This is a genomic window from Aminobacter sp. 01T433 (assembly GCF_056398585.1).
The window spans coordinates 139,420-151,334 of sequence record NZ_JBFTPR010000010.1; the positions used below are offsets into that span (position 1 = coordinate 139,420).

General features: G+C 63.9%; 12 protein-coding genes, 1 tRNA gene and 1 pseudogene. 5 read left to right on the forward strand and 9 right to left on the reverse strand.

Going from position 1 to position 11,915, the window contains the following annotated elements; translation table 11 throughout:
- The first annotated feature begins 101 nt into the window (after positions 1-101).
- The 3 genes from dapB to AC1DLV_RS18690 all read left to right on the forward strand — a co-directional run bounded on the left by dapB (position 102) and on the right by AC1DLV_RS18690 (position 1,838).
- Positions 102-911 (forward strand): 4-hydroxy-tetrahydrodipicolinate reductase, encoded by an 810-nt coding sequence (gene dapB, locus AC1DLV_RS18680; RefSeq protein WP_476801380.1) that lies wholly within the window; start codon positions 102-104, stop codon positions 909-911.
- Between the two features lie 44 nt (positions 912-955).
- Positions 956-1,573, forward strand: a complete 618-nt coding sequence (locus AC1DLV_RS18685) for a 2,3-bisphosphoglycerate-dependent phosphoglycerate mutase (RefSeq protein ID WP_476801381.1) — start codon at positions 956-958, stop codon at positions 1,571-1,573.
- Positions 1,574-1,753: 180 nt separating this feature from the next.
- Positions 1,754-1,838: transfer RNA gene (locus tag AC1DLV_RS18690), tRNA-Leu, on the forward strand.
- A 227-nt stretch (positions 1,839-2,065) separates the two neighbouring features.
- Here the strand turns inward: AC1DLV_RS18690 and AC1DLV_RS18695 are convergent.
- Complete coding sequence (locus tag AC1DLV_RS18695) at positions 2,066-2,440, reverse strand: SPW repeat domain-containing protein (protein WP_476801383.1); 375 nt, start codon at positions 2,438-2,440, stop codon at positions 2,066-2,068.
- A gap of 182 nt (positions 2,441-2,622) precedes the next feature.
- A complete protein-coding gene (locus AC1DLV_RS18700) occupies positions 2,623-2,811 on the reverse strand; it encodes a hypothetical protein (protein ID WP_476801384.1) in 189 nt (62 codons plus the stop codon).
- A gap of 307 nt (positions 2,812-3,118) precedes the next feature.
- Here AC1DLV_RS18700 and AC1DLV_RS18705 point away from each other — a divergent pair, with 307 nt between their 5' ends.
- Entirely contained in the window at positions 3,119-3,478 is a 360-nt protein-coding gene (locus tag AC1DLV_RS18705; RefSeq protein ID WP_476801385.1) for a septal ring lytic transglycosylase RlpA family protein, read from the forward strand.
- Positions 3,479-3,490: 12 nt separating this feature from the next.
- Here the strand turns inward: AC1DLV_RS18705 and AC1DLV_RS18710 are convergent, their stop codons facing one another.
- From AC1DLV_RS18710 to AC1DLV_RS18735, 6 genes are all read right to left on the reverse strand, one after another.
- Complete coding sequence (locus AC1DLV_RS18710; protein ID WP_476801386.1) at positions 3,491-4,549, reverse strand: D-alanine--D-alanine ligase family protein; 1,059 nt, start codon at positions 4,547-4,549, stop codon at positions 3,491-3,493.
- Positions 4,550-4,687: 138 nt separating this feature from the next.
- Positions 4,688-5,557 carry an SMP-30/gluconolactonase/LRE family protein gene (locus AC1DLV_RS18715; protein WP_476801387.1) on the reverse strand — a complete coding sequence of 290 codons (870 nt, stop codon included), beginning with the start codon at positions 5,555-5,557 and terminating at the stop codon, positions 4,688-4,690.
- A 1-nt stretch (position 5,558) separates the two neighbouring features.
- Complete coding sequence (locus AC1DLV_RS18720) at positions 5,559-6,194, reverse strand: 2-dehydro-3-deoxy-6-phosphogalactonate aldolase (protein ID WP_476801388.1); 636 nt, start codon at positions 6,192-6,194, stop codon at positions 5,559-5,561.
- A complete protein-coding gene (locus AC1DLV_RS18725; protein ID WP_476801389.1) occupies positions 6,191-7,135 on the reverse strand; it encodes a 2-dehydro-3-deoxygalactonokinase in 945 nt (314 codons plus the stop codon). The genes AC1DLV_RS18720 and AC1DLV_RS18725 overlap by 4 nt, the downstream gene beginning before the upstream one ends.
- Positions 7,132-7,899 carry an SDR family NAD(P)-dependent oxidoreductase gene (locus AC1DLV_RS18730; RefSeq protein WP_476801447.1) on the reverse strand — a complete coding sequence of 256 codons (768 nt, stop codon included), beginning with the start codon at positions 7,897-7,899 and terminating at the stop codon, positions 7,132-7,134. The genes AC1DLV_RS18725 and AC1DLV_RS18730 overlap by 4 nt, the downstream gene beginning before the upstream one ends.
- Before the next feature lie 125 nt (positions 7,900-8,024).
- Positions 8,025-9,368: a putative bifunctional diguanylate cyclase/phosphodiesterase gene (locus AC1DLV_RS18735; RefSeq protein ID WP_476801390.1), complete on the reverse strand. Its 1,344-nt coding sequence runs from the start codon at positions 9,366-9,368 to the stop codon at positions 8,025-8,027.
- 303 nt (positions 9,369-9,671) lie between these two features.
- On the opposite strand from AC1DLV_RS18735, the gene gshB reads away from it, so the two are divergent.
- On the forward strand, positions 9,672-10,613 hold the full coding sequence (gene gshB / locus AC1DLV_RS18740) for a glutathione synthase (RefSeq protein ID WP_476801391.1): 942 nt from the start codon (positions 9,672-9,674) through the stop codon (positions 10,611-10,613).
- 6 nt (positions 10,614-10,619) lie between these two features.
- On the opposite strand, the pseudogene cml reads toward gshB, so the two are convergent.
- A pseudogene (cml, locus tag AC1DLV_RS18745) lies at positions 10,620-11,797 on the reverse strand (CmlA/FloR family chloramphenicol efflux MFS transporter).
- Positions 11,798-11,915 lie beyond the last annotated feature (118 nt).

Below are 11,915 nucleotides of genomic sequence, written 5' to 3' on the forward strand. Positions count from 1 at the left end.
ACCAAAAGGCGGTTTCCCCTTCGCACGTCATGCTTTATGAGGGGCGCAGTTTTCGCGCAGCGACAGGGCTGCCTGTTTGAAGACGCCGCAAGGAGCTGACAATGAGCGACATGGGTCTTGTGGTGGTCGGTGCCGCCGGGCGAATGGGTCAGGTGCTGTTGCGCACCATCCACGCCATGGAGGGCGTGCGTGTCGTCGGCGCCATCGAGCGTAGCGGCTCGCCGCATCTCGGCAAGGACGCCGGCGAACTCAGCGGCATCGGCATCATCAATGTCGAGATCACCGATGATCCGCTGGCCGCCTTCGCCAAGGCCGACGGCGTGCTCGATTTCACCGTCCCGGCTGCAACCGTCGAATTCGCCGGCTACGCCGCACAGGCGCGCATTGCCCATGTCATCGGCACCACCGGTTGTTCGCCCGAAGACGACGCCAGGATCGCTGCTGCCGCCCGCCATGCCACCATCGTCAAGTCGGGCAATATGAGCCTCGGCGTCAATCTGCTTGCGGTGCTGGTCGAAAAGGCCGCCCAGGCGCTCGGACCCAGCGACTTCGACATAGAAATCCTTGAAATGCACCACCGTCACAAGGTCGACGCGCCTTCGGGCACGGCGCTGCTGCTCGGCGAGGCGGCGGCCGAAGGCCGCAAGATCGCGCTGGCCGAGAAGAGCGTGCGCGTGCGTGACGGCCACACCGGCGTGCGCGAGGCGGGCACGATCGGCTTTGCCGCGCTGCGCGGCGGCTCGGTCGTCGGCGATCATTCCGTTATCTTGGCCGGCACAGGCGAGCGCATCACCTTGTCGCATCAGGCCGAGGACCGCACCATCTTCGCCCGCGGCGCCGTCAAGGCAGCGCTATGGGCGCATGGCCGCAAGCCTGGGCTTTACTCGATGCGCGACGTGCTCGGCCTGTAGTCAACCCAATCCAGCCTCATCATCTCAATCTCAAGGGAGCAAAAATGTCCGGAACTCTCGTGCTCGTCCGTCACGGCCAGAGCGAATGGAACTTGAAGAACCTGTTCACCGGCTGGCGCGACGTCGACCTGACCGAACAGGGCACCGCCGAAGCCAAGGCCGCTGGCCAGAAGCTCAAGGCGCGAGGACTGAAGTTCGACATCGCCTACACCTCGGCCCTGATGCGTGCGCAAAAGACCTGCCAGTACATCCTCGACGCCACCGGCCAGAGCGATCTCAAGACCATCCGCAACCAGGCGCTCAACGAGCGCGACTATGGCGACCTCAACGGCCTCAACAAGGACGATGCCCGCGCCAAGTGGGGCGAGGAGCAGGTCCATATCTGGCGCCGCTCCTACGACACCCCGCCTCCCGGCGGCGAGAGCCTCAAGGACACCGGCGCGCGCGTGTGGCCCTACTACATGCACGACATGCAGCCGCACGTGCTGCGCGGCGGCACGGTGCTGGTCGCAGCGCATGGCAATTCGCTGCGAGCGCTGATCATGGCGCTTGAAGGCATTTCGGGTCCGGACATCGTCAAGCTCGAACTCGGGACCGGCGTGCCGATCGTCTACAAGCTCAACGCTGATTCGACCGTCGCTTCCAAGGAAGTGCTGGCGTAAGCCGATAAGGGAGCTGCGGATTCGCGGCTCCCTACCCTTCGTCGGCTTCGATATGCCGACTGCCCCTACGTCATGCGGCGTGCTTGAATGCGACAATTCCAACTCGTCGCAGCATTCGTCGGCAAAAGCTGAAAAAGCGCGTTGACACAGTCGCTTCGCCCGCTTACATCACCGCCACCAGCCCAGATGGCGGAATTGGTAGACGCGCACGGTTCAGGTCCGTGTGCCGCGAGGCGTGGAGGTTCGAGTCCTCTTCTGGGCACCAGTTTCCTGTTTCAGATAGCTCCGTGCTGTCGAGAAACACTCAAAAAAAGCCCGGTTTTCACCGGGCTTTTTTTGTTGCCTGATTTCAACGCATCCCTGTCGTCTATCGCGAGCGCCGCATCAATCGGGCCGATCCAGGTCAACGATGCCAGGACCAGTCGGACAAGCTTCGACCTGAGCATAAAGCTGACCCCAAACCCCGGGGCCAGGGTCATTCTCGGCGATGCATCATGCCTCAAGGTTGCGGTTGCGATCCTGCCAGAGTTCCAGCACGGCCAGTGCCGCCACTGCGATGCCAAGGCCTATGTGCCAGCTGCGCAGCGCGCCGCCATACTGGAAGAAGAATGGCGAGATGATCATCCAAGCGCCGCACAGCAGCGACAGGAATTCCTCCCAGCGCCGCAGGAAGACCTGCTCCAGGCCGGCGAGCACCACGACGGCGGCGCCCACAAGCGCTGTGACCGCCACCATTTTGGGCATGCCGGCATTGCCGAGCAGCATGGGCGAGGCAATGATCGCGACGCCGAGGATCATCGACGCGATGTCCTCCCAGCGCCGGTGTGTCATGAGGCCAGCGGGAGCCATTTTCTCAAGGGTTGCCATGATAAAAATCCTCTTCGGTTACGTTCGAGTTAAGCTCGAGCGCCCGTGAGGACTATGTGTGCGTGCCTATCGAACTCCTCAGTCGGGCGTTCTTCGCACTGGCAGCATTATCTCAAAAAAACGCAATAAGTTCAATGACGAAGAAGGACTGCTCCCGTCACGAAGCAGGGACAGGCCGTCTCTCATCCGCGTCGGTGGCGATGGAGCCACAACAGGCCGGCACAACCGGCTAGCGTGGTTGCAAGCCCGATCCAGAACCACCTGGTCTGCCCGGTCATGAAGCTGCCGCCGAGCCAGCCTGCGCCCTGGAGCATCCAGACCGCGCCGAGCACGGCAGCGAGCCCGGCGAATATATTGCCTGCGATTCTCATCACGACAATCCACTTCGATTGAAGATCCCAGAACGCCTTGCCAGAGCTTGGAATCCGCGAACCTTGGGAAGTATTTCCGACAGTTACTTTGTACACATAGATTCTACTGATCTCCCGATCACCTGCGCCCGGCGGCTGCAAGTGTGAAAATATTCCTTACGCCGGGCACTTTGACTCTGACAGACTGTTACCCAGAGACTCCAAACGTGTGCGCTCGTCATGGAACCGCCCGAAGGTTGCCCCATTCGCTGCCACATTTAGGTTGAAACCGCTCCGTGTGTACAATCAACGGAGTGTTAACCAGAAGATGAAGAACGCCAAGCCCGCGATCGCGGCGGCCGCCATTGCCGCCAGCATGATGTTTCTAGCCTCCACCGGTACCGCCTCGGCCCAATGCGGCGGTGCATCCTGGTACGCTCTGAACTCGAAGACAGCTTCGGGCGAGCGCATGAATCCATCGGCCATGACCGCAGCGCATCGTTCGCTTCCCTTCGGCACCAAGCTCAAGGTGACCAACCAGAGAAACGGCAAAAGCGTCATTGTGCGCGTCAACGACCGTGGCCCTTTCATCAAGGGACGCGTGCTCGACCTGTCCAAGGGTGCCGCCCAGCAGATCGGCTTCATCCAGTCCGGACATACGTCCGTGTGCATGGAACGCCAGAGCTGACGCGGTAAAAGATTACCGAAGTAGACGGCGCGCCGCCGTCTCGGCCATCGCGTCAGCGAGGCCAAGCTGCCATTCGGCCCGGCAATAGGCGCGGAAATCGAAGCAGGGCAGGCCGGGGCAGACCTCGAATTCGATGAGATGCACGGTGTCGTCGGCCTCGACGCGGAAATCGAGCGAAAAGACGTCGCGCAGGCCGAGCCCGGCCATCAGCTTCGCTGCAATCTGCCTGATGATTTCGGCCGCGCCCGGCTGCACCGAGGCGACACGCACCAGTTCCGGTTCGGCATAGTGGCCAGCACCCTTGGCGGCCGCGCCCGTATCGCCGTAAAGCGCCATGCTGTCGGCCATGGTCTGGAAATCGCCGCCTGAATCGACAAAGACGATGCCCAGCGCTTCCGGCCCGGCACCGGGGTCGACGGCGAGAAAACTCGCCCGCACGTTGCGGCCCGCCAGATAGGGCTGCACGATGACGTCGTCACGATAGGCATCGAACACCCGTCGACCGAGCCCAAGCGCTTCTTCCGCCACGCGGCAGCGCGAATCCTCCCAGATGCCGATCTTGGCGCCGAGCCGGTTCGGCTTGACGAAATAGCCTGAGGACGAGACCGGTGGCTCGACCAGCCATTTGCCGCCGCGTGCAAGCCCCGCCTGTGGCACCGGCAGGCCGAGTGCAGCGAGCACCGCACCGGCGCGGAACTTGTCCTGGCACAGCGCAAACAAGGAATCGTCGGCGCCGATGGTGGCAAGCCCATTGAGGCGAGCGAGTGCGGGTGCTGCCCCGCCGCGGAAATAGGCGATGCCGTCGGTCAGCGTCCAGACAAGGCTTGTCTTGCGGTCGCAGGCCGCCAGGACCTCCGCCGCATCGTCGAGCTCGACGGCACGAAAATCGAACCCGCGTCGCGCACAGGCCTCGGCGAGCGCTCCGAACTCGGGCGCCAGATCGGTCGACTGCGCCAGATAGGATGATATCTCGGTCGCCGCCTTGCGGGCAAAACCATCGGCCAAAAGCCTGTCGAGGCAAGCGCGCTCCGGTTCATGGACAAGGATAAGCGTCGGTCTTGGCCCAGTCATCGGCGATTGTCCTGCTGTCATGTGCGCGCCGACGCATGGGAGCGCTGGCATCGCTCGACAATCGCATCAAGCCAGCGCCGGGCTTGCCGGAAAACCGACCTGTTGCCATCGCCTGGACGACAGCCTTGGCGACAAATCTCAGATCAGAACGTTGGGCTCGTGCCGCCCGTTGACCGCTATGTCGAGCAGAAATGTCTTGCCGGCATGCGGGTCGGCGCCACGTGCGACGTCATCCATTCCTTCCCAGGCCGAGGTCGCCACCAGCCGGTCGGCGGCAGCACCGACGAAGGCTGGGCATGACACCTGCGACGCTGGCACCGGCACAGAGCGCAGCACGCTGCCGTCGGGCGCATAGGCGTCCACACGGCCGCCGCCCCAGCTGGCATTCCACAGCACGCCGTCGCGGTCGACAACGGAGCCGTCGATGCCGCCCTTGTCGCCTCGGCGGTCGACAAACAGTTTGGGGTCGCCCAGCGGCAGGCCGGTGTCGGGATCGCAGTCCAGGCGATAGAGCAGATTGGTCGCCGTATCGCTGTAATAGGCGGTCTTGCCGTCGGCGCTGAAGCAGATCGAGTTGGGGATGCTGATCGCCGGGAACAGCAGCCTGAGCTCGCCCCGGAAATACCAGTAGATGGCGCCCGCGCCCGCCTCGGCCTTCTTGCCCATGGTGCCGAACCAAAGCGCACCGCAGGGGTGGACCCGCGCATCGTTGGAACGCGTCGCCGGGTTGGATGCCTCGACCGACATATTCAGGCTCAGCTTGCCGGTCGCGGCATCGCGGATATGCAGGCCGGTCTCGGTCAAAAGCAGCTGGCGTTCGCCGTCGATCGTGGCGAGAGCGCTTGCCCGTTCGCTAAACTGGTGCACCTTGGTCGCTCCGCCCGACAGCTTCTTTTCCAGCATGCGGTTGGCCAGGATGTCGAACCAGTAGAGCGTGTCGGTGGCGGGATCGTAGGTCGGCCCTTCGCCGAGCTCACAGGCCTCGTCGGAAAGGATCACAGCAGCCATCTCACGCTCCCTTGCCGATGGCATCCCAGCCGGCCACTGCGGCCTGCGCACGCGCCCCGACGTCGGCAGCGCTCATGCCGGGCTTGTAGAGGCTGGAGCCGAGCCCGAACAGCTGCACGCCGACCTTGGCATAGGCTGCGAAATCGGCCTCCGACACGCCGCCGACGACGCCGACCTGCGTCTCCTTGGGCAGCACGGCGCGGATCGCTGAAATGCCGCCGGTACCAAGCACGCTGGCCGGGAAAAACTTCAGTGCCGATGCGCCAAGCCGCAGCGCCAGAAACGCGTCGGTGGGGGTGAACACACCCGGCATCGTCACCATCTTGTGCGCGGCTGCACGCCCCATGACCTCGGCGTCGATGTTGGGGCTGACCAGCAGGCGCCCGCCAGCATCGTTGAGTCGGTCGACATCCTTGCCCCATACCACCGTGCCGCCGCCGACCAGCGCCTGCGGCAGCGCCTTGGCCAACAGCTCGATCGAGCGGAACGGGTCCGGCGAATTGAGCGGCACCTCGATCGCCTCGATGCCGGCGTCGAAGACCGCGCGGCCGACATCAAGCGCTTCTTCAGGCTTCAACCCGCGCAGGATGGCGACCAGTCCACGGCCAAGTCTGGGGAAGGGCGCTGTCATGGTCATTGGGCTGCTCCCCCAGGCAACATCTTGTTGCGCCGCGCCGCCGCCACCAGGCCCGCCAGCACGGCTTGATCCGCATCGGCGATCGTCACCGCGATACCGTCGAGGGCCATGGCTTCGGCGTAGAGCGCGCCCAGCGATCCCGACACGAGGATCACCGGTGCGCCGCGCCGGCCAAAACGCCTGACAGCCGAGGCGATCTCGGCACCGATCAACAAGCCCGAAAGTGCCGCCGCCGCATCGTCTGGGTTCAGCCCGTTCAAAAGACCGGCGGCACGGATGCCAAACAGCCGGGCGCCGATGTCGCCGTCGAACAGCGCCTCCTGGCACCAGTCGCGAAACACCTGATTGTCAGGCGCAACCGCAGCCGGCTTGTCGCCGATCGAATGGCGCAGGATCGAATGCTGAGACAGCACCGAAAACATCTCGCCGGTCGGCCAGGTGCCGAAGCCAGAAATTGCGCCGGCCTCGGCGATGACCCATTTCGAATGCGTGCCTGGCATGCAAACGAGGTGGCTGCCCGAACCGATCAGACCGGCCACACCGGCAAGCTGGGTCTCTTCGCCGCGCATCACGTCAGGCGTGCGCGCACTGCGCTGGGCAAGCCCCGGCACAATGCGGATGTCGCGGCCGACACCGGGGACGGGCACGGCGGCGCCGAGAATATCGCTGAGCGAGGACGGCACATCGACATAAGGCGCTTCGATCCAGCCCTGGCGCGCACCGGCCATGCCGCAGATGATCGCAGGCAAGCCAGCGGGAGCGCCCATCTCCTGCAGATGGCGGTCGAGCACTGCGGCAAAACCCTTGTGCTGGGCAGTGAGCAAGCCCTCGTCGCTTCGGCGTTCATCGAGCACGGCACCTGAGGCGTCGAGCAGCCAGACGCGCAGCCGCGTCGTGCCCCAGTCGACGGCGGCGATCGCCGCCTTGGATGTTGCGCTCACAAGATTCCTCCGTCGACGATCAGCGTTTGCGCCGTCAGCATTTTCGAAGCGTCCGATGCCAGGAAAAGCACCGTGCCCACCATGTCTTCGGGCAGCATCATGTCGGGGATGCATTGCCGGGCGATGTGCTCGTTGAGCGAGGTTTCGGTCACCCACAGCGCGCGCTGGCGTTCGGTGATCACCCAGCCCGGCGCCACCGCATTGACCCTGATCCTGTCGGGGCCATAGCGGCCGGCAAGCCCCTTGGTCAGCCCGACGATCGCAGCCTTGGCCGCCGTATAGGCCGGCATGGTGCCGATGTTGAGCATGTAGGAGGTCGAGGTGAAATTGATGATCGAGCCGCCGCCAGCGGCCGCCATACCAGGTGCTGTCGCCTGGATGGTGAAGAAATGCGGCCTGATGTTCACCGCCTGGTTGGCGTCCCAGCTTTCGGGCGTGACGTCGCCGACTTCGTGGCGCTCGTCATTGGCGGCGTTGTTGACCAGCACCGTCACCGGCCCGTGCGCTTCGACAGCGGCAGCCACCGCGCTGCGCAATTCATCGATGTCGCGCAGGTCGGCGCGCAGGAACAGAGGTCTGTTGCCGGTCGCCAGTTCAACACGGTCGCAAAGCTCCCGACTCGGTTTGTCCGCGATGTCGACGAAGGCAACCTTGGCGCCCTGGAGAGCAAAGCCTTCGGTCAGCGCGGCGCCGATGCCGGAGCCGCCGCCGGTGATGAGCACCGATCGGCCTTCGAGGTCAGGAAATCGCGCCGATGGCATCATGATCGTTCTCACAGTCACGCTTGCTGTCCGACAAGGCGGAGCGCCACTTTTTTAGATCGCGGCGCGACAAAGGGGAACCTGATTTTGCATATGCCGGCGGCTGATCCTGCGCCGGCAAGGCGCGCTCAGATCGCCCGGGCGTAGGATGCGCCGCGATGGGATTCGCGGAGATAGCCGAGTGTCGCGTCTGCGTCGGCCGGACGGCCGAACAGATAGCCTTGCCCGCCGGCACAGCCGAACTGCACCAGGCGTTCGGCCTGCGCTTCCATCTCGATGCCTTCGGCAACGACATCCATGCCGAGGCCTTCGCACATCGCCAGGATGGCGCGGATGATATGTTCGGACGGCCGGTCCTCGAGGATCGAGGCGACAAAGGCGCGGTCGATCTTGAGCTTGTCGAAGCGGAATTCGCGCAAGCGCCCGAGCGACGACTGGCCGGTGCCGAAATCGTCGAGCGACACACGAATGCCGACGCGCCTGAGATCCTCGACGATCTTCGCCGCCGAGACCGGATCGGTCATCAGGCCGGTTTCGGTGATCTCGATCTCAAGACGGCGCGGATCAAAACCGGTGCGTTCAAGGATCGACAATATGTGCAACCCGGTATTCTGGTCGACAAGCTGCGACGGCGACAGGTTGAACGACAAGAACATGTCCTTTGGCCAACTGCGCGCGGCTTCCGCAGCCTTGCGCAGCACCAGCTGCGACAGCGGGCCGATGATGCCACGCTCTTCGGCGATCGGGATGAAAACGGCTGGCGAAACGGACCCGAGATCGCGGTCGGTCCAGCGTGCGAGCGCTTCGAAACCGATGGTGCGGCGGCTGCTGAGATCGACGATCGGCTGGAAATGCGGCGTGACCTCGCCAGCGGCAACAGCGCGGCGCAGCGCCTGCTCGATGCGGGTAACGCGCTTGGCCGCTTCCTCCATCTCGCGGGTATAGACAACGACACGGCCTCGGCCCGAGCGCTTGGCATGGTAGAGCGCGGTCTCGGCCTTGCGCACCAGCGTTTCGGTGGTGTCGTCGGCCGAATAAAACAGCGAGCAGCCGACCGAGGCCGACAGGCGCGCCGTGCGCTCGCCGACATCGTAAGGTGCGGACAGGATTTCGATCAGCATGCGTGCCTTTTCGGCTGCTGCATCCTCGGAGAACACCAGCGGGTAGAGGAAGGCGAATTCGTCGGCGCCGATGCGTGCCACGGCCGAATGGCCCTCGCAGGCGGCGCGCAGGCGCATCGCCACCTGGATCAGGATGTCGTCGCCGGCGCGATGGCCAAACAGGTCGTTGATCGGCTTGAAGCCGTCGAGATCGAGAATGCCGACGGTGAACGGGGCAGGGTCCTCGGCGCGGTCGCCGATCAGCCGCTCGACCTTGTCGAAGAAGCGGCGCTGGTTGCCGAGCCCGGTCAAGGCGTCGGTGAAAGCCATATCCGCCGTGTCCCTGTCCGAATGGCTGACGCCGAATGACATGCTTGGTCTCTAGTTCTGCTGATGTTTGAATCGTCGCAGGACCCTGCCAGCAAAGCGTTTAGGAATTGTATTCAATTCGCCTGCCTGTCCGTATTTCGACGCTGCGTCGAAACCGGTTTCACACTTGGCTGGATTCGCCTCGTCAGGCGGTGCTTTCGGCCTCGCCTTGAGCCACATCGCGATGCCACAACGACCCCCGCCATTGCATAAGCCCGCCAAATTGCTACATCCTCGTCATCTGAGCGCGCGACCGATGGCCGGTTGCCGCGTTAACACCATCGACCAGCCGCGCCGGAGACCTCCATGCCGCTCAAGATCGCCGTCCAAATGGACCACATCGAAACCATCTCGATCGCCGGCGACACCTCGTTTGCGCTGTCGCTCGAGGCACAGCGGCGCGGCCACGAGCTCTACCACTACACCCCAGACCGGCTGTCGCTGCGCGACGGCAAGGTTTTTGCCCGCATCGAAAAGCTCGAAGTGCGCGACATCAAGGGCGACCATTTCACGCTGGGCGAGCCGGTGCGCACCGACCTCTCGGAGATGGACGTGATCCTGCTGCGCCAGGACCCGCCCTTCGACATGAACTACATCACCACCACCCATATCCTCGAGCGCATCCACCCCAAGACGCTGGTCGTCAACGACCCGGCCTGGGTGCGCAACAGCCCCGAAAAGATCTTCGTCACCGAATTCGGCGACCTGATGCCGGAAACGCTGATCACCAAGGATCCGCAAGAGGTCGCAGCCTTCCGCAAGGAGTTCGGCGACATCATCGTCAAGCCGCTCTACGGCAATGGCGGTGCGGGCATCTTCCATCTCCATGAAGCCGACCGCAATCTGTCCTCGCTGCTCGAAATGTTCGGCCAGATGTTCCGCGAGCCCTACATCGTCCAGCGCTATCTCAAGGACGTGCGCAAGGGCGACAAGCGCATCATCCTGATCGACGGCGAGCCTGTCGGCGCGATCAACCGCGTGCCCGCCGAGCACGACGCCCGCTCCAACATGCATGCCGGCGGCCGCGCCGAAAAGACCGAGCTGACCGAACGCGAGCGCGAAATCTGCGCCCGCATCGGCCCGTCACTGCGCGAACGCGGCTTCATCCTCGTCGGCATCGACGTCATCGGCGACTACATGACCGAGATCAACGTGACCTCGCCGACCGGCATCCGCGAGGTCAAGAAGTTCGGCGGCGCCGATATCGCAGCGCTGTTCTGGGACGCGGTGGAGAAGAAGCGGAGCTGATTTCGCTCAGCCCGCCTCCATCTCGCGCATCTTGGGCTGCCGCATCAGCAGCAGCCGCAGGGCGCTCAGCGTCAGGACCGGCATGATCGTGCAATAGGCGACGAGCGGCCAGGCCGTGTCGCCATCGAGCACGAGGACGAGCGCCGTGCCCAAGACACCGACGATCAGGCTCTGGACGCAGAAATAGAGCGCCACCGCAGTGCCCGCGACATCGCCGAATGCCTCGAGCGCACCATTCGCCGTCACCGAGCCCGTGATGACGATGCCGACGGCGATCACCCACATCGGCACGACGAAGCTTGAGAACGACGGTGCCGCAAACAGTTGCCCCGCGGCCAGCAACGCGGCTCCGAACAGCAGCATGGCCATGCCGCGCACGAGGCATCCCGCGATGCCCCAGCGCGCGACGAACAGTTTGGCGAAACGCGTGGTCACCATCATCGCAACCGCTGCTGTGGCGAAGGCGAGGCTGAAGCCGAGCTGGGAGAAACTGGCACGGTCGATGAGCACGCGTGGGGCCGTCGAAAAGAAGACGAAGAACGCGCCCATCGCCGCACTGAAGCCGAGCGTGTAGACCCAGAAGGCCGGGCTTTTGCTGGCCGTGTCTCGTGCCATCTTGCCAGCGCATTCACTTTCGCTGCTAGCGCAAGGATGCCGAGCATCATGAAGATCGCGCGCCAGCCGAAGCCCTCGGCGATCAACGCGCCGGCGATCGGGCCAAGTGCTGGCACACAAGCCAGCATCGCGCTGAACAGGCCATAAATGACAGCGCTTTCCGGCCGCTCGGCATAGACATCGCGAACCGTGGCAAACGTCGCCACAAGCGCGGCCGAGGCACCCAATGCCTGGAGTACGCGCAGCGCGACAAATGCCGCGGCGGAGGATGTGCCGGCAAGCAGGAACGACGCCACCCCAAACAGCAGCGCGCCTGATATCAGCACCGGGCGCCGGCCGATCCTGTCGGAGATCGGGCCGAACACGATCTGTCCGAGCCCAAGCACGATCATGTACAGGCTCAGCGTCAGCTGGATGACCGCTGGCGTGGTGTCGAGGATACCTGGCATCGCAGGGGTGACCGGCAGGTAGATGTCCATGGCCAGCGAGGCCAGGATGTCGAAAGGAGCCATCAGCAGCAGTGCCGCTGGCAGGGAATAATTCCACGTCGGAGAGTTTGGATTGGGCATGACTAGGCATCCGCTCAAATGAGATTCATTTGGCGGCGATCTGCCACTTCATGTGCTTATGGAAATGATCGGACAGACTGCCGCAACAACGTCGAGATGTGTTGTTGCGGCCTATTTG

Excerpts from the sequence above, each read along its gene's own strand:
- AC1DLV_RS18685 (WP_476801381.1), top strand. The coding sequence starts at position 956 with ATGTCCGGAACTCTCGTGCTCGTCCGTCACGGCCAGAGCGAATGGAAC.
- AC1DLV_RS18695 (WP_476801383.1), bottom strand. The coding sequence starts at position 2,440 with ATGGCAACCCTTGAGAAAATGGCTCCCGCTGGCCTCATGACACACCGG.
- AC1DLV_RS18710 (WP_476801386.1), bottom strand. The coding sequence starts at position 4,549 with ATGACTGGGCCAAGACCGACGCTTATCCTTGTCCATGAACCGGAGCGC.
- dapB (WP_476801380.1), top strand. The coding sequence starts at position 102 with ATGAGCGACATGGGTCTTGTGGTGGTCGGTGCCGCCGGGCGAATGGGT.
- AC1DLV_RS18735 (WP_476801390.1), bottom strand. The coding sequence starts at position 9,368 with ATGTCATTCGGCGTCAGCCATTCGGACAGGGACACGGCGGATATGGCT.
- gshB (WP_476801391.1), top strand. The coding sequence starts at position 9,672 with ATGCCGCTCAAGATCGCCGTCCAAATGGACCACATCGAAACCATCTCG.
- AC1DLV_RS18705 (WP_476801385.1), top strand. The coding sequence starts at position 3,119 with ATGAAGAACGCCAAGCCCGCGATCGCGGCGGCCGCCATTGCCGCCAGC.
- AC1DLV_RS18715 (WP_476801387.1), bottom strand. The coding sequence starts at position 5,557 with ATGGCTGCTGTGATCCTTTCCGACGAGGCCTGTGAGCTCGGCGAAGGG.
- AC1DLV_RS18730 (WP_476801447.1), bottom strand. The coding sequence starts at position 7,899 with ATGATGCCATCGGCGCGATTTCCTGACCTCGAAGGCCGATCGGTGCTC.
- AC1DLV_RS18700 (WP_476801384.1), bottom strand. The coding sequence starts at position 2,811 with ATGAGAATCGCAGGCAATATATTCGCCGGGCTCGCTGCCGTGCTCGGC.
- AC1DLV_RS18720 (WP_476801388.1), bottom strand. The coding sequence starts at position 6,194 with ATGACCATGACAGCGCCCTTCCCCAGACTTGGCCGTGGACTGGTCGCC.